Below are 21,812 nucleotides of genomic sequence, written 5' to 3'. Positions count from 1 at the left end.
GACGGCAAGTTTTTCAAGAACACCCTTTCAACAAGAACAACACCCTGTATCAGGACCTGACCATGACGACGTTTCGTGACACCGTAATCCGTGCACCCCGCGGCACCACCCTCAACGCCAAGAGCTGGTTGACCGAGGCGCCGCTGCGCATGTTGATGAACAACCTCGATCCCGAGGTGGCGGAAAATCCGAAAGAGCTGGTGGTGTATGGCGGCATTGGCCGTGCGGCACGCAATTGGGAGTGCTACGACAAGATCGTCGAGACCCTCAAGGAACTCAACGACGATGAAACCCTGCTGGTCCAGTCCGGCAAGCCGGTCGGGGTGTTCAAGACCCACTCCAACGCGCCACGGGTACTGATTGCCAACTCCAACCTGGTGCCGCACTGGGCCAGTTGGGAGCACTTCAACGAACTGGATGCCAAGGGCCTGGCCATGTACGGCCAGATGACCGCTGGCAGCTGGATCTACATCGGCAGCCAGGGCATCGTTCAGGGCACTTACGAGACTTTCGTCGAGGCCGGTCGCCAGCACTTTGGCGGCAACCTCACCGGGCGCTGGGTACTGACCGCCGGTCTTGGCGGCATGGGCGGCGCGCAGCCACTGGCGGCGACGCTGGCCGGTGCCTGCTCGCTGAACATCGAATGCCAGCAGACCAGCATCGACTTCCGCCTGCGCACCCGTTATGTCGATGAGCAGGCCACTGACCTGGACGACGCGCTGGCACGCATCGCCAAATACACCGCCGAAGGCAAAGCGGTGTCGATCGCCCTGCACGGCAACGCGGCTGAAATCCTCCCTGAACTGGTCCGTCTTGGGGTACGTCCGGACATGGTCACCGACCAGACCAGCGCCCACGACCCGCTCAATGGCTACCTGCCGATCGGCTGGAGCTGGGAGCAGTACCGCGACCGTGCCAAGACTGACCCGGCAGCGGTGATCAAGGCGGCCAAGCAATCGATGGCCGTGCACGTACAGGCGATGCTCGACTTCCAGAAAGCCGGCGTACCAACCTTCGACTACGGCAACAACATCCGCCAGATGGCCAAGGAAGAGGGCGTAGCCAATGCCTTCGACTTCCCGGGGTTCGTGCCGGCCTACATTCGTCCGCTGTTCTGCCGCGGCATCGGCCCGTTCCGCTGGGCGGCGCTGTCCGGTGACCCTGAAGACATCTACAAGACTGACGCCAAGGTCAAGGAACTGATCCCTGACGACGCCCACCTGCATCACTGGCTGGACATGGCCCGTGAGCGCATTGCCTTCCAGGGCCTGCCAGCACGGATCTGCTGGGTCGGCCTGGGCCAGCGTGCCAAGCTGGGGCTGGCGTTCAACGAAATGGTCCGCTCTGGCGAACTGTCGGCGCCGGTGGTGATCGGGCGTGACCATCTGGACTCCGGTTCGGTGTCCAGCCCTAACCGCGAGACCGAAGCCATGCGTGACGGCTCCGACGCTATATCGGACTGGCCGCTGCTCAACGCGCTGCTCAACACCGCCGGCGGCGCAACCTGGGTGTCGTTGCACCATGGCGGCGGCGTAGGCATGGGCTTTTCGCAACATTCGGGTATGGTCATCGTCTGTGATGGCACCGACGATGCCGCGGCCCGTATTGCCCGGGTATTGACCAACGACCCGGGCACCGGGGTGATGCGTCACGCCGATGCCGGTTACCAGATTGCAATCGACTGCGCCCATGAACAGGGCCTGAACCTGCCGATGATCGGCAGCAAGAACAACAAAGGAGCCTGATTGATGAATGCCCTGACCCTCAAACCCGGCACCTTGAACCTGACCCAGTTGCGTCAGGCCTACCAGCAACCGGTGCGCGTCGAGCTGGACCCCGGCGCCCATGCCGCCATCGACGCCAGCGTCGCCTGTGTCGAGAGTATCCTGGCCGAAGGCCGTACTGCCTATGGCATCAACACCGGTTTTGGCCTGTTGGCCTCGACCCGCATCGCCCCTGAAGATCTTGAAAAGCTGCAACGCTCGCTGGTGCTGTCTCACGCCGCCGGTGTCGGCGAGGCGCTGGATGATGCGATGGTGCGCCTGATCATGCTGCTCAAGGTAAACAGCCTGGCCCGTGGTTTCTCGGCGATTCGCCGCAAGGTCATCGACGCGCTGATCGCCCTGATCAACGCTGAGGTCTACCCGCACATCCCGCTCAAGGGCTCGGTGGGTGCCTCCGGCGACCTGGCACCGCTGGCGCACATGTCGCTGGTACTGATCGGCGAGAGCAAGGCGCGCTATAAAGGCCAGTGGCTGCCAGCCGCCGAAGCGCTGGCGGTGGCAGGTCTTGAGCCGCTGACCCTGGCCGCCAAGGAGGGCCTGGCGCTGCTCAACGGCACCCAGGTGTCCACGGCCTATGCGCTGCGCGGGCTGTTCGAAGGCGAAGACCTGTTTGCTGCCGCCACTGTTTGCGGCGGCCTGAGCGTCGAAGCCATGCTGGGTTCGCGGGCGCCGTTCGATGCGCGCATTCATGCCGCGCGTGGCCAGCGCGGGCAGATCGACGTGGCTGCCGCTTACCGCGACCTGCTTACCGACAGCAGCGAAGTGTCGCGCTCGCATGCCAACTGCGACAAGGTCCAGGACCCGTACTCGCTGCGCTGCCAGCCGCAAGTGATGGGCGCCTGCCTGACCCAGTTGCGCCAGGCCGCCGAAGTGCTGGAAGTCGAATCCAACGCCGTGTCGGACAACCCGCTGGTGTTCGCCGAGCAGGGCGATGTGATCTCTGGCGGTAACTTCCACGCCGAGCCCGTGGCAATGGCCGCTGACAACCTGGCGCTGGCCATTGCCGAGATTGGCTCGTTGTCGGAGCGCCGCATCTCGCTGATGATGGACCGCCACATGTCGCAGTTGCCGCCGTTCCTGGTGGAAAACGGCGGGGTCAACTCCGGTTTCATGATCGCTCAGGTCACCGCAGCGGCCCTGGCCAGCGACAACAAGGCGCTGGCGCACCCGGCCAGCGTCGACAGCCTGCCGACCTCGGCCAACCAGGAAGACCACGTGTCGATGGCGCCCAATGCCGGCAAGCGGCTGTGGGCCATGGCCGACAATGTGCGTGGCATCCTGGCTATCGAATGGCTGGGTGCCTGTCAGGGCCTGGACTTCCGTAACGGCCTCAAGAGCTCCGAGAAGCTGGAAAAAGCCCGCAGCCTGTTGCGCGCCGAAGTTTCTTACTATCAGGAAGACCGCTTCTTCGCCCCTGACATCGAGACCGCCAGTGCTCTGCTGGCCAGCGGTTGTCTCAATGCGCTGGTGCCGCCGCGCCTGCTGCCTAGCCTCTGACGCTCGATTGAGCACAGGCCGCCCGGCACGCGGGCGGCCATCTCTGCACTATAAAAACAATCGGAGATGCACTGACATGAGTACCCATACTGGGCTCAAACGGGGTCTGAGTGCCCGTCATATTCGTTTTATCGCGCTAGGGTCGGCCATCGGCACCGGGCTGTTCTACGGTTCGGCCTCGGCCATCAAGCTGGCTGGCCCGTCGGTACTGCTGGCCTACCTGATCGCGGGAGCTGCGGTGTACATCGTCATGCGCGCCCTGGGCGAAATGGCCGTACACAATCCGGTGTCCGGCTCGTTCGGTGAATACGCCACCTCCTATGTCGGGCCGCTGGCCGGATTTATCACCGGCTGGACCTACGCCTTCGAGATGATCATCGTCTGCCTGGCGGACGTCACCGCGTTTGGCATCTACATGGGCTTCTGGTTTCCCGATGTGCCACGCTGGATCTGGGTGCTGTCGATCATCTGTTTCATCGGCGCCCTGAACCTGTGTACGGTCAAGGTCTTCGGCGAAATGGAGTTCTGGCTGTCGATCCTCAAGGTCAGCGCTATCGTGGCGATGATTCTGGGCGGCCTGGGCATCATGTTCTACGGCTTCGGCCTGAGTGACGGCGGCACCGGCATCCACAACCTGTGGCAGCACGGCGGCTTCATGCCCAACGGCATTGGCGGCTTCATCGCCTGCTTTGCCGTGGTGGTATTCGCCTTTGGCGGTATCGAGATCATTGGCGTCACTGCCGGCGAAGCCAAGGACCCGCAACGGGTGCTGCCCAAGGCGATCAACGCCGTGCCGCTGCGCATCCTGCTGTTCTACGTGCTGACCCTGTTCGTGCTGATGTCGATTTTCCCGTGGCCGCAGATCGGCACCCAAGGCAGCCCGTTCGTGCAGATCTTCGATAACCTGGGCATCGGCTTTGCTGCCGCGCTGCTTAATATCGTGGTGATCTCGGCGGCCATTTCGGCGATCAACAGCGATGTCTTCGGTGCCGGGCGCATGTTGTACGGCATGGCGCTGCAAGGTCAGGCACCGGCCGGCTTTGCCAAGGTGTCGAGCAATGGCGTGCCGTGGCTCACGGCGCTGGTGATGGCCGCTGCGTTGCTGATCGGCGTGGTGCTCAATTACCTGATCCCGGAAGACATCTTCCTGCTCATCGCTTCACTGGCCACCTTCGCCACTGTCTGGGTGTGGTTGATGATTCTGGTTTCCCAGGTGGGCATGCGCCGCCGCATGAGCAGCGCCGAGGTTGCGCAGTTGAAGTTCCGGGTACCGTTCTGGCCGGTTGCCCCGGCGGCGGCCATCGGTTTCATGCTGTTCGTGTTCGGCGTGCTGGCCTGGTTCCCGAACAGCCGTCCGGCCATGTGGGTCGGGGTGGTGTGGCTCGGCCTGCTGGTCCTGGCGTACTGGATCTGGGTCAAACCGCAGGCACAGGGCCGGGCACTGGCCAGCAGTGACTGAAAACGGGTGGCAAGGTGTGGGCTGCGGGGTATTATTCGACTCCTTGCCCACACTTCCGGAGAACTGGTGAGTACCCCGAAACCCCCTCGGTACAAAGTGATCGAAGAGTTCCTGCTGACGCATATCCGCGAAGGCGACTACCCGGTCAATCACCAGATTCCGCCAGAAGAGCAACTGGCCCGGGATTTTTCCGTCAGCCGTATGACCGCCAACAAGGCGATCACCAACCTGGTGCAGCAGGGCTACCTGGTGCGTCAGGCCGGGCTGGGCACCTTCGTCACCGACCCACGCGCCGAGTCTTCGTTGCAGGAGGTGATGAACATCGCTGAAGAGGTCCGCGCCCGCGGGCATCATTACTCCAACGATGTGCTGCGCAGTGAAGCCATTACCGCCGACGATGAAGTGGCCCTGCGTTTGGGCCTGCGCATCGGCAGCCCGGTGTTTCACAGCATTCTGGTGCATCGCGAGAACGGTTTGCCGATCCAGCTCGAAGACCGCTACGTCAACCCGCGCTGGGTGCCGCACTACCTGTCCAGCGACTTCTCGAAGCAGACCCCAAATGAGGTGCTGGTTGCCAGTTGCCCGATCAGCGATATCGAGCATGTGGTCGAAGCCATCCACGCCGATGCGCGGACCGCTCAGTGGCTGGAAATCGACCCCGGTGCGGCCTGCCTGTGCATGGTGCGGCGAACCTGGTCCAGCGAAAATCTGGTCAGCTATGTGCGCCTGACTCACCCCGGCGAGCGTTACAAGCTGCGCTCGACCACCCGCCACCGTTGATTGAGCCTGGTTCGCTTCGTTTGCTGATTTAGCGCTATGCTCTTGCAGGCCATATGCCAAGGGTGGCAGACACCCGCAAACAATCAGAAAACTGAACAAGGAATCTGGCTCATGATGTACCGCAAGCTGACGGCCTTTGTCGCTGTCGCCTTCTGTTTTACCCAAACCCCTCTGGCCCTGGCCGCTTCGCAAGCCCCGGTGGCCGGCGAGAACGGCATGGTGGTCACTGCCCAGCATCTGGCCACCCATGTGGGCGTGGACGTGCTCAAGGCCGGTGGCAATGCCGTGGATGCGGCGGTGGCGGTGGGTTACGCGCTGGCGGTGGTTTACCCGGCGGCGGGCAACCTGGGCGGTGGCGGCTTCATGACCATTCAGATGGCTGACGGCAAGAAAACCTTCCTCGACTTCCGCGAAAAGGCGCCGCTGGCCGCCACCGCCGATATGTACCTGGACAAGGACGGTAACGTGGTGCCTGGCCTGAGTTCGCGCGGCCACCTGGCGGTTGCTGTGCCGGGCACGGTCTCGGGGATGGAGTATGCACTGAGCAAGTACGGCAGCAAGCCGCGCGCCGAGATGATCGCCCCGGCGGTCAAGCTGGCCGATGACGGCTTTGTGCTGGAGCAGGGCGATGTGGACCTGCTGTGGACCGCCACCGAAGACTTCAAGAAAGACATCAAGGATTCCGGCTCGATCTTCCTCGATGACGGCAAGCCAATGCAGGTGGGCCAGAAGCTGGTGCAGAAAGACCTGGCGCGCACCCTGCGGGAAATCTCCGCCAAGGGCGAGGACGGCTTTTACAAGGGCTGGGTGGCCGATGCCCTGGTCAGTTCCAGCAAGGCCGGCAAGGGCATCATTACCCAGGCCGACCTGGACCGCTACAAGACCCGTGAACTGGCGCCGGTGGAATGCGATTACCGCGGCTACCACATCGTCTCGGCGCCCCCACCGAGCTCTGGCGGGGTAGTGATCTGCCAGATCCTGAATATTCTCGAAGGCTATCCGATGAAGGATCTGGGCTTCCGTTCCGCCCAGGCCATGCATTACCAGATCGAAGCGATGCGCCATGCCTATGTCGATCGCAACAGCTACCTGGGCGACCCGGATTTCGTCAAGAACCCGCTCGAGCGGCTGCTCGACAAGGACTACGCGGCCAAGCTGCGCGCTGCCATCGACCCACAGAAAGCCGCAGTCTCCAAAGACCTGGCACCTGGCGTCGCGCCCCATGAAGGCAACAACACCACGCACTACTCCATCGTCGACAAATGGGGCAATGCGGTGTCGGTGACCTACACCCTCAACGACTGGTTCGGTGCCGGGGTGATGGCCAGCAAGACCGGTGTGATCCTCAACGACGAGATGGACGACTTCACTTCCAAGGTCGGCGTACCGAACATGTACGGCCTGGTGCAGGGCGAAGCCAACGCCATTGCCCCCGGTAAAACCCCGCTGTCATCCATGAGCCCGACCATCGTCACCAAGGACGGCAAGACTGTCATGGTGGTGGGTACGCCCGGCGGCAGCCGGATCATTACCGCGACCCTGCTGACCATGCTCAACGTCATCGACTACCGCATGAACATCCAGGAAGCCACCGACGCGACCCGTTTCCACCAGCAATGGCTGCCTGAGGAAACCCACCTGGAAGATTTCGCGATCAGCCCTGATACGCGCAAGATCCTCGAAAGCTGGGGCCATAAGTTCACCGGGCCGCAACCGCTCAATCACGTAGCGGCGATTCTGGTCGGCGCGCCTTCGCTGGACGGCAAACCGGTGGGTAACAACAAGTACTACGGCGCCAACGATCCACGGCGCAATACCGGGTTGTCGCTGGGCTATTGATCCCGCAGCGGGGCCGGGTGCGAGAGCATACGGCCCCCTCGACAATCGTTTCACATGTCAGGCTGGTGATAGTTTCGTAGCCGCCCAACAGACTACTATCAGCGCCTCATTCATTCTCTCAGGAAGCCTTATGACTCTTTCTTGAAAACCCTGGCTGGTCTGGCGCTGGCCGCGCTGCTCGTTGTTGTGGCAGCGACCAGTCACGCCGCTACCCCGCGCAACCTGGCAGCGGAAGAGGCCAACCGCACCCTGGTGCTGGATTTTTACGAACGCTTCTTCAACAAACATGACGTAGCCGGTGCCGCGCAGCTGGTTGCGGACAGCTACAAGCAGCACAACCCTGAGGTGCCGGATGGCAAGGCGCCGTTCGTGGAATTCTTTGCGGGCTTTTTCAAGGAAAACCCGCAATCGAGGGCGCGTGTCGTGCACAGCGCCACCGATGGTGACCTGGTGTACCTGCACGTGCACTCCACCAATGGCGCCAAGGATCCGGGTCAGGCCGTGGTGGACATCTTTCGGGTTGCCAATGGCAAGATCGTCGAGCACTGGGACGTGATCCAGAACGTCCCGCAGCAGGCGGCCAACACCAATACCATGTTCTGAAGCAGCGGTTTGCGTCAGCTCTGTGCCTGGCGCAACCAGCCAATAATGTCCTCGGCATTGCGCGCCGGCTCCGGGATCTTGGTGTACAGCTGCGCCAGCCGGCCGTCGTCGATCACCAGTGCGGCGCGGCCATACACTTGCAGCGGCCCGGCCTGATACACCGGCAGGCCCAACGCTTTGCCTAATGCACAGTCCTGATCGGACAACAGCTGGTAGGGCAGTTGCGTGCGCTCCTTGAGTTCCTGTTGGTAGGCAGTGTCTTGCGACGAGAGGCCGAAGATTCGCTGTACGCCCAAGGCGGCGAATTCATCGAACGCATCACGAAAGCCGCAGGCCTGCGGGGTGCAGCCTTTGGCACCAGGCACACTGGCCATTTCTGCCGGGGCGGGCAGTTCGGGGTTGCCGCTGCGCGGGTAGATAAACACCACGCTGAGGCCGGGCAGGGTGCTGAGGTCGACACTGGAGTGGTCAGTGGCGGTCAGGGTCAAAGAGGGCAGGGGTTGGCCAATCAGTTGCTGGCGCAGGGTGTCTTGCGTATTCATCAGGGCTCCGGTTCAGGGGGCAAGCGCCAACCAGGCGCTCGCGGTATTGTTCAGGCGTAACGGGCAGCGGCGCTTCACCGGCAAATCGCTTTCGCCTTTAGCCGCGATAGGGCATTACACTGGTCGGCCTTCATTCACCTGACCAGAGATTCACATGGCCAATTCTGATATCGATTTCCTGCCCGATCCAGACCCGGAGTCCATCTCTAGCGACGTCGCCGGTTTCGCTGGCTTGCTGGTGTCCACCCAGATCCCGACCCGTGCCGATGGCAGCCTGGAACTGGGTGACATCACTGCGCAAAGCGAATGCACCCTGCAGGCGCTCAAGGTCGCCCTGGAAAACGCCGGCAGTTCGCTGGATCGCGTGTTGCACCTGACCATCTACCTCACCGACATGAATGAGCGCGGCGCTTTCAACGAGGTCTATCAACGCTTTTTCAGCAAGCCCTGGCCGGTCCGTGCCGCCGTTGGCGTTGCGTCGCTGGCTGTGCCGGGCATGCGCGTGGAAGTGACCGCAATGGCGGCCAAACGCTGAGTGTGTGCCGCTCAGAGCAAGGTCGCCGTTGCTATTGAATCTTGAGAAATAGCCCGCAGCAGAGGTCGTTTACCGGCCTCTTCGCGAGCAAGCTCGCTTGTGTCTTTGATCAAGGTAAAGTCTGGGGTGAGAGGGGTGGATGGCAAGCTGACAAATCGCGGTGCCTAGAGCACGTGTGGGAGCCAAGCTGCCATCCACTCTTCCGCTTTGGCTCAAAGCTCGAACAGTTGACTGAGTCCGACCTCGAACAACAAGCGTGAGTCAGGCCAAAGCGCCTCTCACTCTTTATCCTAGAGGTTTTACTCATGTCCGCCTATGCCGGTATTGATGTTTCCAAGGCCACGCTGCAGGTTGCGCTGTTTCCCAAAGCCGATGAGCTGTGTGTGCCTAATACTGAAGAAGGTCTCGCCAGCATCGCTGAGTACCTCAGCGCCCATCAGGTTGAACGAGTTCTTGTTGAAGCCACCGGTGGTTACGAGAAACTGTCGGTAAAGCTTCTGGCTAATGCCGGGTTCAAGATCCAGCGTATTAACCCTGTTCGTTCACGTCAGTTCGCTCTGGCCATGGGCAAGCGTGCCAAGACCGATCCAATCGACGCGCAAATGCTGGCCATGTTCGCCTCCAGCCTGGAGGCAAAGGGCTTCGCAAAGCCTGACGAGGAGCGCGAAGTCCTGCTTGAGCTGGTCAACTTGCGCAACAATCTGCTTCAACAACGTGACGACAACCGGCGCCGTATCAAACAGACCATAGTGCCCAGCGTGGTGGACATCTACCTCGCGTTGGAAGCCAGCCTCAAAGTGCAGATCAAAGCGGTAGATCAACTTGTCGATGCACAAGCGCGCAAGGTCGACTCAGAACTGCTGCAGCGGCTGCATGCCGTAAAGGGCGTAGGCCCAGTGACAATCGCCAGCCTGTTCTGCTACCTGCCAGAGCTGGGTGATCTGAGTCGTGGACAAATCGCAGCGTTGGCCGGTGTGGCACCGTATAACAACGACAGCGGTAGCAAGGCCGGCAAGCGGCAGATCTACGGTGGGAGGACGAAACTGCGCCGTGCGACCTACATGTGTGCGCTGGTGATGGTGCGCTACAACGCCGATTTCAAGGAGCGCTATGCGAGGCTGCGTGCCAAAGGCAAGTGCGCGAAAGTGGCCCTGGTGGCCTGCATGCGGGTGCTGCTGATACGTCTGAACGCCATGGTGCGCGACGGAACACCATGGCGTGATCACGTGGTTTGAATGGGGGGCGGGCTTTGCCCGCCATCGCGGAATCTATCCGCGATGGCATTATAAAATGCCCATTCATCGGGGGATGATGAAAGACAGTTGGCTCCCACCTGGTCCGCAGTGCTTGTCTGAACAGTATTGGCTTTGGCCGCGACCGCCACCCCAGCGTCATCAGAGCATCTGGCTCAGCGCCCGGAACAGTTCATCAGGCTTGACCGGCTTTTGCAGCACCAGGCTTTCAGGCAATTCCAGGCCTTGCAGTTCGGCATAGCCGGTCAGAAACACCACCGGCAACTGTGGATAACGGTCGCGCGCCGCGCGGGCCAACTGTGCGCCGTTGAAGCCGGGCATGGCGAAGTCGGTGAGCAGCAGATCGACCTGATCGTCAAGCAATTGCAACGCCTGTTCGCCACTGTTGGCCTGACGGACCCGATAGCCTTGCAGCACCAGCATTTCGCTGAGCATGTCGCGGATCAGGTGTTCATCGTCGACCACCAGGATGCAGCGGTTATGTCCGCTGTTCTGTGGCTCTTGAGCGGGCACTGGCTGCTCGGTCTGTGTTGCGGTCTGCTGCACCGCCGGCAGATAGACGCTGACTTCCGTGCCACGGCCCGGCTCGGTGTCGATGCGCACGCCGCCTCCGGACTGTTTGGCAAACCCGAACACTTGCGCCAGGCCCAGCCCGGAGCCTTTGCCGATGTCCTTGGTCGTGAAGAACGGCTCGAACACTTTGGCCAGCACATCCTGGCTCATGCCGCAGCCGGTGTCGCGGATCGACAGCATCACGTAGTCGCCAGGCTCGGGATCTTCCGGCCGTTGCGCGGCTTGCCGCACGCGAGTGTTGTGGGTGCGCAGGATCAGCAGGCCGCCGGCCGGCATCGCGTCGCGGGCGTTGATCGCCAGGTTGAGAATGATCATCTCGGTCTGGGTCGGATCGGTCAGCGCCTGCCACAACTGAGCGTGCAGATCCAGGCGAACCAGAATGCTTCCGCCCAGGGTGCGGCGCAGCAGTTCTTCCAGGCCGTTCAAGGTGTCGTTGAGGTTCAGCGGCACCGGCTCCAGGCGCTGGCGCCGGGAGAAGGCCAGCAACTGTGAGGTCAGTTTGGCACCGCGCTCGCCCGCTTCACGGATGTGCTTCAGGCGCCGCCGCGCCTTGTCCAGATCTGGTTTGTCCAGCTCACGTTCAAGAAAGCTGGAGCCGGTGAGGATCACGGTCAGCAGGTTGTTGAAGTCGTGGGCCACGCCTGCGGTCAATTGGCCGACCGCTTCGAGGCGCTGCATCTGTTGCAGGGCGGCTTCGATCCGCTCGCGCTCGGCAATCTGATCGCGCAGCCGGGTATTGGCTTCGGCAAGGCTTTCGGTCGCCTCACGCTCGCCAGTAATGTCCCGCGCCACCGCATAGAGCAGAGTGTCTTCCGGCACCACCACCCATGACAGCCAGCGCTGCTGACCATTGGCATGGCGGATCCGGCCGGTAAAACGCACGCTGGCGCCGTTGCGCGCCAGGGTCGCCAGCTCGCTGCAGAACGCCTGGCGGTCATCTTCGGGCAGCAATTGCATCAGTGAAATCTGCGCCAGGGCCTGGCGGTTAAAGCCCAGCGCCTGTTCCCAGGCCGGGTTGAGCGCCACCGGCGTCAGATCCTTATTGAATACGCCCAGCAGGTCTTGCGACAACTCCCAGGCACGATCCCGCTCGCGGGTGCGCCGCTCGACCCGTTCGCCAAGGATTTCATTGAGCTGTTTAAGTGCCTGGGTGGCCTGACGCTGTTGATGGATGTCTTGTAATACACCGGAGAAACGCACGCACTGGCCATCGACGATCCGCGCCTGGCCACTGCTCAGCAGCCAGCGCGGCTCTTTGCCATTGATACAGCGAAACTCCATGCGATAGCTGCCATCGCTGTCCGGTGCCATGGCCTGTTCCACGGCTTCACGGACAGCGCCCTGATCATCGGGATGCAGGCCGGCATAGAACAATGGCAGATCCATCTCGGTATCTGCGGGCAGGCTGAACAGCGCCTTGCAGCGATCGTCCCAGAGCAACAGGCCGTCCTGCGGGCGAAAGTCCCAACTGCCCATGCCTGCCGCGTCAATCGCGATCCGCGCACGCGCTTCTACATCCGCCAGTGCTTCTTCGGCCCGGCGCCGGCGCTGGCGTTCCTGGACTTCGGTAAGCGCGCGGCCCACCGCCTTGGGCAGCAATGACAGGTTCTTTTTCAGGACGTAGTCGGTCGCACCCAGGCGGATCATTTCCACCGCGTGTTCTTCGCCGTAGATGCCGGACAGGAAAATAAAGGGCGTATCCGGGGCCAGGCGCCGCGCGATGGCCAGCACGTCGCTGCCTGAAGAGCCAGGCAGTACGCAGTCGCAGAGGATCAGATCGAAACTTTGCTCTTGCAGGGCGCGCTCCGCGCCCCAGTGGTCGAACACCTGCCGGGCCTGGATCAGCATGCCGCTGCGCTCAAGTCTCAACAGGGTCAGCTCGGCGTCCATCGAGCTGTCTTCGACCATCAGCAAATTCATTGGCTTGGCCAACATCCGGGCTCCGTCATTAATTGCGTCGACGGTTCAGACGCAGAGAACCTGGTGGAGGTTCATTCAGTACGGCCCAGAAAACCCCGAGGTCGGAAATGGCCGCGACAAACTCCTTGAACTCGACGGGTTTGACCACGTAGGCGTTGACCCCCAGCTCGTAGGCGCGCAGCAGGTCTGGCTCTTCTCGCGAGGAGGTCAGCATCACCGTGGGGATACTGCGCAGTTCCGGGGTGTCGCGCACCACTTTGAGGACTTCCAGGCCATCGACCTTGGGCAGTTTCAGGTCCAGCAGCAGCACCGCCGGGTTGCCGTCGTCACGCTCGGCAAAGGCGTTACGGCGCAGCAGGTAATCCAGAGCGTCGGCACCGTCACGCAGCACAATGACTTCGTTGGCCAACTGGCTGCGCTCCAGCGCGACAAGGGTCAACTCCAGATCCCTGGGGTTGTCTTCGACCAACAGAATGGGTTTGAGCATGATCGGTGGTTCTCAGCTATGCGAAAGGTGACGAGGAAGGGTGAAGTAGAAGGTCGCGCCACGGTCGATTTCGCCCTCGGCGCGGACTTCGCCGTCGTGGCGCTCGATAATGCGCCGCACGCTGGCCAGGCCAATGCCGGTGCCTTCGAAGTCTTCCATGCGATGCAGACGCTGGAAAACCCCGAACAGCTTGTTGGCATAGGCCATGTCGAAACCCACGCCGTTATCGCGGATCCACACTTCGGTTTCATTCTCGGTCTGCCGGGCGCCGATTTCAATGCGCGCCGGGGTGCGCCCACGAGTATATTTGAGCGCGTTGGCAATCAGGTTGTTGAGGGCCAGGTTAATGAAGGCCGGATCGCCAATCACTTTAGGCAACCGGGCAATTTCCCAGACAACCTCGCGGCCAGCATAATCAGGCTGCAGGTCGCTGCGGATATTGTCGATCAGGGCATTGAGGTCGACATCCGACAAGCGCAGCGCAGAGCGGCCCATCTGGGAAAAATTCAGCAGATTATCGACCAGTGTCCCGGCAAAGCGCGCGGCGTCTTCGATGTGCTGCAAAAAGCGTTTGCCGCGCTCGCTGAGCACCGAGCCTTCGATTTCACTGAGCAATTCGGTATAGCCGGCAATGTGTCGCAGCGGCGCGCGCAGGTCGTGGGAGACACTGTAAGAGAACGCTTCAAGCTCTTTGTTGGAACGCTGCAGCTCGCCAGACAGTTGCGCCAGCTCTTCGGCCTTGCGCATCACGATACCCAATACCGCGCTGCGCAGCTCAACCACACCTTCAATGATCAGCGGGTTCCAGGGCGCGGAAAAACCACGTACGTCCTGTTGCCAGCGGTCAAAGCTGTGGCGGGGATTGAGAGTGCCCTGTGGGCTGATGTCTTTTTCCGGGCGCCCGGCCCAGTTCACGGTACGCGCCTGTTCAGGACGGAACCACACCAGATAGTGTGAGTGAATTTGCGAGATGGCCACCGCCATGACCCCCGCGGCGTACTGGCCCAGCTCCGGGAGTTCGTCGATGTCGCGCTGCACGTTGTCGGTGTGGAAGACTTGCTCGGCATCCTGCTGGCCCAGCCAGTGCACCAGTGCATTGACCATCGACTCGGGCGGCGTGGCGCCGATCAGTTCGCAGCGCCCGGCAGAAATGATCGCCGCGCCCTGGGCGCCGGCGAAGGCCAGCAGCACTTCAGGCAGTTCCAGCAGGCCGTCACTGACGCTGTCATGATCGGCCATCGACGACAGCATCTGCACGATGCGTTTGCGCAAATCCAGTAATTGCCGGGTGCTGGCATGAGACTCCAGAGACTCGATCTGCAACGACAGCAGGCTGCTGAGCAGTTCGCAGGCCGTACGGGTCTGAAAGTCCACCGGGCGAGGCTGTTGGTGATGGCAGGAAATCAGCCCCCAGAGTTTGCCGTCGACCACGATCGACAGTGACATCGAGGCCAGTGTGCCCATATTGCGCATGTACTGCAGGTGCACGGGCGAGACGCTGCGCAACGAGGCATAGCTCAGGTCCAGCGGCTGACCGGTGCGCGGGTTGTTGGCAGGTATGAGCGCCGAGGGCTGGTAACTGGCGCTCTGGATCAACCGGATTCGATTGGTGCGATACAGCTCTCGTGCCTGGCGCGGGATGTCCGAGGCTGGAAAACACAGGCCCAGGTATTGCGGATAACCCGCGTCGACGGCCTCGGCCAGTACCAGGCCGTTGCCATCGGCATCGAAGCGGTACGCCTTGACCCGGCCAAACCCGGTGATCTGTTTGATCTGCTGCACGGAGCGGCGCAGCAGCTCTTCGATATCGGTAATCTGCTGCAAGCCACTGACGAAACCACGGATCAACGGATAGAAGTCGTTTCTGCGGCGGGCCGATTGCTCTGGTACAGGCTCGAATTCGGCGATCAGTACCTGATCATGACGGTGCACCAGCAGGGTCATGCGCTGGTCGCTGCAAGGACCCCGGCGCAGGTGCACGTCGCCGATATGAAACGGAAAGATTTCGTCAGCCGGCAGTTCCTGCAGATGGCCGGCCAGATCAAAGCTATCATCCACCCAGCCGGGGAAATCCTTGCCGATCAGGTCGCCAGCAGCCACGCCCAGCCACTGCTCGGTATTTTCACTGGCCTGCAGGATCTGCAGGCTGGGTTCGTCGAGCACCAGCAAAAACCCGTGGGGCTGAATGCTGCCAGGGATCTGGATCGGTTCCTGGCTGCAACGCTCGATGGCTTGATCCAGGGCATTGTCGGCAATAGGCAAAAGTGGCTCTCCTGTAGGGTCCGTTCTATCGAGGCCGGATTTTTGGGCACAGGATGAATCAGCGAACGGTATCAGAAAGTTACTGCTTGCGCGTCTTTGTAATCGCAATCTGGGTCAATTGCGCCGTATTTTTGTCAATCATCGACTCAGGCAAGGTTTGATGCGCCGCTCAGGTTTTGAGGTTCGCATACATTGGGTGAGTATTTGCTTGTATACGACAGTTGCATATCTACCTGCGACCGTATTGGCCGCTTCGTTCAATCCTCTAACCTCATGTTTTACAAGGATAACGCCGCTGGAAAAATGTATTTCTTATGGGTTTAATGTGTCTACATAAAGAATACAATTCGTTGACGGGCCTCTTGCTGCATGCCAGTCTCTTGTGACGTGATGTCCGGGGCCATCATTTACCCGGCTTACCGGCAAGACTGCGACTTCGCTGTGCTGTTCATCGAAGTCAGCGACTGCCTGCCGATGTGTGGCGTCGGCACCATTGGCCTGGTGACTTCGGCACTGGAGGCGGGGCTGGTCACGCCGCAGGTGCCAGGCCAGTTGAGCATTGAGACGCCGACCGGGTCGATATCCGCTACACCCGCGAAGGCGACCAGGTCACCAGCGTAAAGATGCTGAGTGTCGCCAGCTACCTGCATGCCCAGGACGTGGTCGTGGACGTCGAGGGGCTCGGTCGCTTGAGTGCCGACATCGCCTATGGCGGCAACTATTACGCAGTGGTCGAGCCTCAGGCGACGTGGGCCGGTCTGGACGGCATGCCGACCAAACGCATCGTTGAACTGAGCCAGAACCTGCGCAGCGCTCTGGCACAGTTGCCTGAACCGGTGCACCCGGAGGATTCGCGCATTCGCGGTGTTCATCATGGGATCTGGTGCGACCAGCTGCCGACTCCTGACATCGATGGTCGTTGCGCGGTGTTCCATGGTGACCAGGCCATCGAACCCGCTGTCACCGGTTGGGCCAGGGGCATTGGTCATAACACCATTTTTGTTGATGACAACGACCCGCTGGCGCATGGCTTGCTGATATAAATATACAGTCGCCGCCCGGGTTGGGCCGGGCGGTCTTGCAACCTCTAAGGCACAAGATTGAAGAAGACCGAACCCGATCAACTGCTGATCAAGATGCCATCACTGCGTGCGGTGCGGTCTTTTGTAGCAGCGGCCAAGTGCCTGAGTTTCACCCGTGCTGCCGATTCATTGTGCGTAACGCCTGCGGCCATCAGCCGACAGATCAAGGAACTCGAAGATGCGCTGGGCACCGAGCTGTTCAACCGTTCTGGCCGCGCGGTGGAACTGACCACCGCCGGCACGCTGTTTTTCAACGTGGCGCAGTTGTCGTTCATGAACATCGCCCAGGCCGCCGAGCGGTTGCGCGAGCAGGATTACCAGCGCCCAAGCCTGACCATCTGCTGCTCGCCCGGCACCGCTAACCTGTGGCTGGCGCCGCGCCTGGCGCATTTCTCCAGCTTGTACCCGGACATCGAATTGAGCGTGGTCGCGACCCATGATTTTCATCGTCTGGAAGCCGATGTGCGACCGGATGCGTTTATCACCCAGTCGGCGCGGATTCGCGAAGGGTATGTCAGCACCCGGTTGTTCGGCGAATTGATCTACCCGGTGTGCAGCCCCGGCTATTTCAGCCAGTTGCCCCAGAACATGAGCCTTGAAGGGCTGCGCGACCTGGCACTGCTCAATCTCAGCCCCTACGGCCGACCCTCGCTGGCCGAATATGTTGACTGGAAAATCTGGTTCGCCCTGCAGGGCGTGACCTTGGACGGGCGTTCGCTCAGTGCACCCGGCATTGTCAAGGCCAACGACTACAGCATGCTGATCCAGATGGCCCTGCGCGACCAAGGGCTGGCGCTGGGCTGGCACCATCTGGTCAGCGATCTGATCAGGCAAGGCCAATTGGTGCGCCTGGTGGGCTTCGACGTGGTCCAGCCGCAGACCTTTCACTACCTGGCCATTCGCGAAGAGATTGCCGAGGAACCGGTGGTGAGCGAGTTCAGGAAGTGGGTGTTGAGCCAGTCCTGAGCCTCATATTGGCTGGCATATAAGGCAGGACGATCTACGCTGGAAAACGGAACCCTGATCGGTGCTATCACCCTGATACTGTGTGGTTCGTGTGTCCTGCGGTCTGCCGGGGTGTAACGGATTTCGACAGAGTCAGTGGCGGTCGTTTGAGCGGCAGGGATAGCGGGGCGGGCGATGAAGACGAATTCTCTGACAGGGCTTGGTGGCTGGATGGCGCTGGTGCTGCTGGCCGGTTTAATGGTCAGCTACCTGGCCAGTTACCAGCAGGGCAAGGCAATCGACCGGCACGTCCAGGATGCGCTTAGGGATGCCGGGGAGGGCATCGGCGACAGTCTGCAAGCACGGTTGAGGGTCTATGAGTATCGGCTGCGCGGTCTGCGCGGCGCCATTCACATGCTTGACCTGAGCTATATCAGTATTAGTCAGATGAGCCGTTACAGTCAGGGGCGCAATATCGAGAAAGAGTATCCCGGTGCGCGTGGCTTTGGTTTCATCCGCCGGGTAGCGATTGCTGATGAGGCTGATTTCCTGCGGCGGGTCAGGTCTGACGGCAAGCCTGAGTTCACGTTGAGTCGGCTCAGTGTCAATCAGGGCGATCGCTACATTATCCAGTTCATCGACCCGCCGGCGCGTAATGCTCAGGCCGTGGGTCTGGATATCGCCTCGGAGCCGCGCCGCCGCGAAGCGGCCGTCCAGGCCATGCGCAGCGGTGCGGCAACCCTGTCTGCGCCGATCACCCTGCAGCAGAGCAGCGAAGAGCGTTTGCGGGCGTTCCTGTTTTTGCTGCCAGTCTACAACACCCCGGAAACCCCGACCGACACCACACAACGAGAGACCAACCTGATCGGCTGGACTTATGCGCCGTTGACCATGCTTGAGGTGATGTCCAGTCTGGACCCGGCCAACCACCGCTTGCATCTGCGGCTTTATGACGTCAGTGATACCCGGCAACTGATCTACCAGACCCCGGAAAACGGCCCTGATCCGGAAGTTCTTCATGTGCACACCTTCGAGCGCGAGATTTATGGCCGGATTTGGCGCATGGAAGTCGGCGCCCATCCGCAGTTCGTCGAAGCTTTGGATCCAGTGTCGCCCAGCCGGGTGTTTGTCATTGGCGTGCTGGCCAGCCTGTTGCTGACCGCTATGGTCGGCACCTTGCTGTTGTCGCGCCAGCGTCAGCAGGAGGTGATTGCCGGTCAGGCCCGGCTGGCAACCATCGTTGAAAACTCCAGCGACGCTATCATCGGTGAAGCCCTGAACGGCCGAATCATTACCTGGAACCGCGCCGCTGAGCAGATGTTCGGCTATGCCGAACATGAGGTACTGGGCCGTCCGCTGGCTCCTTTGCTGGTGCCGTTGCAGCGGATTCATGAGGATGAGCAACTGCTGGAGCGAGTGGCACGTGGCGAGCGTGGTTCAACCCTGGAAACCCAGCGTCTGCATAAAGACAGTCGACTGATTGATGTGACTATTACCTGCAGCCTGATCCGCGAGGCTGATGGTTCCATTCTGGGGGCGGCAAAGATGATGCACGACATCACCGACCGCAAGCGGGTCGAGCGCTACCTGGTGGAGTTCAATGCGCAACTCGAACAACAGGTCAGTGAGCGCACTGCCGAGCTGTCCAGAGTTGCCGGGCTGCTGCAGGCGGTGCTTGATGCATCATCGGAGGTGTCGATCATCGCCACGGACACTGACGGACAGATCGTGGTCTTCAACCGCGGTGCCGAAATACTGCTGGGTTACAGTCACGCCGAAATGGTCAGGCGCAAGACGCCGATGGATTTTCACCTGCCCGAAGAAGTCGATCTGCGCTCTGCCGAACTGAGCCGCGAGTATGGCATCCCCATCGAAGGTATCGACGTATTTTGCTACAAGGCGGCACTGGAGGGCGCCGAAACCCGGCAGTGGACCTACGTGCGCAAGGATGCCTCACGGGTGCCGATATCGATGGTTATCACACCGATCCGCACCACCGATGGTGAGCTTATCGGCCACCTTGGGATTGCTCAGGACATTACCGAACGGCTACGTCACAGCGCTGACATGCAGGCGGCCAAAGCCAGTGCCGAGGCTGCCAACGCCGCCAAGAGCCTGTTCCTGGCGAACATGAGCCACGAAATCCGTACGCCCATGAATGCCGTGATCGGCATCGCTCATCTCTTGCAGAACTCCTCCTTGAACGAGCAGCAGCGACAACTGCTGACCAAGTTGCAGATCGCCGGTCGGACCTTGCTGGGGATCATCAACGACATCCTCGATATCGCCAAAATCGAAGCCGGCGAGATGCGTCTGGAAAACAAGCCGTTCAGTCCTCGGCAACTGCTTGCTGAGCTAGGCGAATTGTTTGCCGCACAGGCCCAGCAAAAAGGCCTGCGTTTTGCCGTCAATGGTGCGATGCAGATGCCCGATCTGCTGATCGGTGATGCCCTGCGGGTCAATCAGATCCTTATGAACCTGGTGGGCAACGCATTGAAGTTCACCACCGAGGGCGGTGTTGAGGTGAGTGTCAGTCACCAGGAACAAAGCGCCGAGCGCTGCTGGTTGCGCTTCTCTGTGCAGGACTCCGGTTGCGGTATTGCTGCCGAGGTGCTCGACCGGCTGTTTTCGCCGTTCACCCAGGCTGATGCCTCCACCACCCGGCGGTTTGGCGGCACCGGGCTGGGGCTGTCGGTAGTGCGTGGGCTGGTAGATCAGATGGATGGGCAGTTGGGGGTTCACAGCGAACCGGGCATGGGCAGCGATTTTTGGGTAGCGTTGCCTTTTCAGTTGTGTCCTGGCGAACTGGAGCCTTCTGCGCTGGGTAGCAGCCTTGAAGTACTGGTGCTCAGCGATGAGTCAGGCGTGCCGAACCTGCAGCGTCTGTGCCGTGGTCTGGGCTGGCGGGTGGCCAACTGTGCTGATCTGCAGGCACTGTGTCTGATCGTGCAGGAGCGCCAGCAAACCGGTAGTCCGCTGCCCGACCTCTTGCTGGTGGACTGGCAGCGTCCGGCGCTGCAAGACCTGCACCGCTTGCGCGAGGTTACCCGGTTGCCGGTCATTCTGGTGACCGGTCCGGTAGAAGGAGTCCAGCCATCATGGCCGGTCGACAATGTGCTGTTCAAGCCGCTCGACAGTTCGGCATTGTTCAATGCAGTCAATGCCTGTATTGCCCGCTATCACGGCAGTACCGAGCGGGTCCTGCACACTACGCGCCTGGATACTGCCATGACCCGCTGGCTGAGCGGTCTGCACCTGCTGTTGGTGGATGACAGCGAAATCAATCTGGAGGTAGCCAGCCTGTTGCTGCAACAGCAAGGGGCGAGCGTGCAGACCTGTGCCACGGGTTTGCAGGCTCTGGAGCGGCTGCGGCAGGCGCCCGCGCTGTTTGATGCGGTACTGATGGATGTGCAAATGCCGGAAATGGATGGCTATGAAGCCACGCGCCGGTTACGCACCGAACTGGGCCTGACCCTTTTGCCGGTGCTGGCCCTGACCGCCGGGGCACTGGCCGAGGAACGCCGCCAGGCAGAACTGGCCGGCATGGATGATTTCCTTACCAAGCCGCTTGAACCCACGGCACTGATCCGGGCGATCCGCAGGGCGGTCGAGCGGGTACGTGGATCGCCTCTGGCGGTCAGCAACATCGCGTCGACCCAGGCACTGGATGCTGAGGACTGGCCGCTGATCGAAGGTATTGATGTACGTGAGGCCGCCGGCCGGTTTGGTCACGACAAAGCGTTGTACCTGTCGTCACTGCGGCGGTTTTTTTCAGAATTTGGCACCTTTGCCGAGGCGGATGCGGTGGTACGACGTACAGACTTGCCATGTGACCCATTGATCGCCGAGCTGCACAAGCTGCGCGGTGTCGCCAGCCTGTTGGGCGCCCAGGCGCTGGCGCAACTGGCCGGGCAGGCCGAGACCATGTTGTGCAATGGCGGTGATGCCAGGCAGACGCTGGGTAAATTGAGCGAAGCATTCGTCGCCCTGCAGCAACAGGCTGCCAGCGTACAGGCCTCAACTGCTCCAGTGCCTTGTGCCGATACTGATCCGACGACGGCTCGTCAGGCTCTTGCGAGCCTGCACCGGCTGCTGGAAAACCATGACATTGATGCGCTTAACCATTTTGCACTGGCCGCGCCAGCGCTTCAGGCGGCTGCCGGCCAGGTACTGGTCGAGCAGCTTTGGCAGGCCATTGAAGGGCTGGAGTTCGAGCGCGCCTTACAACTGCTCGAACGCGCCGATTTATGA

The 21,812-nt window shown here is 61.2% G+C and carries 14 protein-coding genes and 1 pseudogene; 11 read left to right on the top strand and 4 right to left on the bottom strand.

Annotated features, from left to right (window positions below; all coding sequences use genetic code 11):
• Positions 1-62: 62 nt before the first annotated feature.
• The 6 genes from hutU (at position 63) to NJC40_RS23340 (ending at position 7,962) form a co-directional block, all read left to right on the top strand.
• Positions 63-1,745: a urocanate hydratase gene (gene hutU / locus NJC40_RS23365; protein ID WP_253141850.1), complete on the top strand. Its 1,683-nt coding sequence runs from the start codon at positions 63-65 to the stop codon at positions 1,743-1,745.
• Positions 1,746-1,748: 3 nt separating this feature from the next.
• Positions 1,749-3,281 carry a histidine ammonia-lyase gene (gene hutH / locus NJC40_RS23360; protein ID WP_045492352.1) on the top strand — a complete coding sequence of 511 codons (1,533 nt, stop codon included), beginning with the start codon at positions 1,749-1,751 and terminating at the stop codon, positions 3,279-3,281.
• A gap of 76 nt (positions 3,282-3,357) precedes the next feature.
• Positions 3,358-4,740: an amino acid permease gene (locus NJC40_RS23355; protein ID WP_253141853.1), complete on the top strand. Its 1,383-nt coding sequence runs from the start codon at positions 3,358-3,360 to the stop codon at positions 4,738-4,740.
• Positions 4,741-4,806: 66 nt separating this feature from the next.
• Entirely contained in the window at positions 4,807-5,520 is a 714-nt protein-coding gene (gene hutC, locus NJC40_RS23350; protein ID WP_045492348.1) for a histidine utilization transcriptional repressor HutC, read from the top strand.
• Positions 5,521-5,634: 114 nt separating this feature from the next.
• On the top strand, positions 5,635-7,359 hold the full coding sequence (ggt, locus tag NJC40_RS23345) for a gamma-glutamyltransferase (RefSeq protein WP_492180588.1): 1,725 nt from the start codon (positions 5,635-5,637) through the stop codon (positions 7,357-7,359).
• A gap of 141 nt (positions 7,360-7,500) precedes the next feature.
• A complete protein-coding gene (locus tag NJC40_RS23340) occupies positions 7,501-7,962 on the top strand; it encodes a nuclear transport factor 2 family protein (RefSeq protein WP_253141856.1) in 462 nt (153 codons plus the stop codon).
• A gap of 14 nt (positions 7,963-7,976) precedes the next feature.
• Here NJC40_RS23340 and NJC40_RS23335 read toward each other — a convergent pair whose 3' ends face one another.
• Positions 7,977-8,504: a peroxiredoxin gene (locus NJC40_RS23335; protein ID WP_253141859.1), complete on the bottom strand. Its 528-nt coding sequence runs from the start codon at positions 8,502-8,504 to the stop codon at positions 7,977-7,979.
• 154 nt (positions 8,505-8,658) lie between these two features.
• Between NJC40_RS23335 and NJC40_RS23330 the strand changes: the two genes are divergently transcribed.
• Positions 8,659-9,039, top strand: coding sequence for a RidA family protein (locus NJC40_RS23330; protein WP_045492343.1), 381 nt, complete (start codon positions 8,659-8,661; stop codon positions 9,037-9,039).
• Between the two features lie 305 nt (positions 9,040-9,344).
• Complete coding sequence (locus NJC40_RS23325) at positions 9,345-10,274, top strand: IS110 family transposase (RefSeq protein ID WP_253143071.1); 930 nt, start codon at positions 9,345-9,347, stop codon at positions 10,272-10,274.
• A 159-nt stretch (positions 10,275-10,433) separates the two neighbouring features.
• Here the strand turns inward: NJC40_RS23325 and NJC40_RS23320 are convergent, their stop codons facing one another.
• The 3 genes from NJC40_RS23320 to NJC40_RS23310 are packed head-to-tail and all read right to left on the bottom strand — an operon-like array spanning position 10,434 to position 15,534.
• On the bottom strand, positions 10,434-12,800 hold the full coding sequence (locus NJC40_RS23320) for a hybrid sensor histidine kinase/response regulator (RefSeq protein ID WP_253142486.1): 2,367 nt from the start codon (positions 12,798-12,800) through the stop codon (positions 10,434-10,436).
• A gap of 13 nt (positions 12,801-12,813) precedes the next feature.
• Positions 12,814-13,272: a response regulator gene (locus NJC40_RS23315; protein WP_045492339.1), complete on the bottom strand. Its 459-nt coding sequence runs from the start codon at positions 13,270-13,272 to the stop codon at positions 12,814-12,816.
• A gap of 12 nt (positions 13,273-13,284) precedes the next feature.
• On the bottom strand, positions 13,285-15,534 hold the full coding sequence (locus tag NJC40_RS23310; RefSeq protein ID WP_253142485.1) for an ATP-binding protein: 2,250 nt from the start codon (positions 15,532-15,534) through the stop codon (positions 13,285-13,287).
• Between the two features lie 369 nt (positions 15,535-15,903).
• Between NJC40_RS23310 and NJC40_RS23305 the strand changes: the two are divergent.
• From NJC40_RS23305 to NJC40_RS23295, 3 genes and pseudogenes are all read left to right on the top strand, one after another.
• Positions 15,904-16,577: pseudogene (locus NJC40_RS23305) on the top strand (proline racemase family protein).
• A 57-nt stretch (positions 16,578-16,634) separates the two neighbouring features.
• Entirely contained in the window at positions 16,635-17,582 is a 948-nt protein-coding gene (locus NJC40_RS23300) for a LysR substrate-binding domain-containing protein (RefSeq protein WP_231906511.1), read from the top strand.
• A 174-nt stretch (positions 17,583-17,756) separates the two neighbouring features.
• Positions 17,757-21,812 carry a CHASE domain-containing protein gene (locus tag NJC40_RS23295; protein ID WP_253142484.1) on the top strand — a complete coding sequence of 1,352 codons (4,056 nt, stop codon included), beginning with the start codon at positions 17,757-17,759 and terminating at the stop codon, positions 21,810-21,812.

Origin of the sequence: Pseudomonas sp. 21LCFQ02, assembly GCF_024129895.2 — a bacterium.
In the GTDB taxonomy this organism is placed as follows: Bacteria; Pseudomonadota; Gammaproteobacteria; order Pseudomonadales; family Pseudomonadaceae; genus Aquipseudomonas.
This window is presented reverse-complemented; position numbering and strand designations above follow the sequence as displayed.

Excerpts from the sequence above, each read along its gene's own strand:
- hutU (WP_253141850.1), top strand. The coding sequence starts at position 63 with ATGACGACGTTTCGTGACACCGTAATCCGTGCACCCCGCGGCACCACC.
- hutH (WP_045492352.1), top strand. The coding sequence starts at position 1,749 with ATGAATGCCCTGACCCTCAAACCCGGCACCTTGAACCTGACCCAGTTG.
- NJC40_RS23355 (WP_253141853.1), top strand. The coding sequence starts at position 3,358 with ATGAGTACCCATACTGGGCTCAAACGGGGTCTGAGTGCCCGTCATATT.
- ggt (WP_492180588.1), top strand. The coding sequence starts at position 5,635 with ATGTACCGCAAGCTGACGGCCTTTGTCGCTGTCGCCTTCTGTTTTACC.
- NJC40_RS23335 (WP_253141859.1), bottom strand. The coding sequence starts at position 8,504 with ATGAATACGCAAGACACCCTGCGCCAGCAACTGATTGGCCAACCCCTG.
- NJC40_RS23330 (WP_045492343.1), top strand. The coding sequence starts at position 8,659 with ATGGCCAATTCTGATATCGATTTCCTGCCCGATCCAGACCCGGAGTCC.
- NJC40_RS23325 (WP_253143071.1), top strand. The coding sequence starts at position 9,345 with ATGTCCGCCTATGCCGGTATTGATGTTTCCAAGGCCACGCTGCAGGTT.
- NJC40_RS23320 (WP_253142486.1), bottom strand. The coding sequence starts at position 12,800 with ATGTTGGCCAAGCCAATGAATTTGCTGATGGTCGAAGACAGCTCGATG.
- NJC40_RS23315 (WP_045492339.1), bottom strand. The coding sequence starts at position 13,272 with ATGCTCAAACCCATTCTGTTGGTCGAAGACAACCCCAGGGATCTGGAG.
- NJC40_RS23295 (WP_253142484.1), top strand. The coding sequence starts at position 17,757 with ATGAAGACGAATTCTCTGACAGGGCTTGGTGGCTGGATGGCGCTGGTG.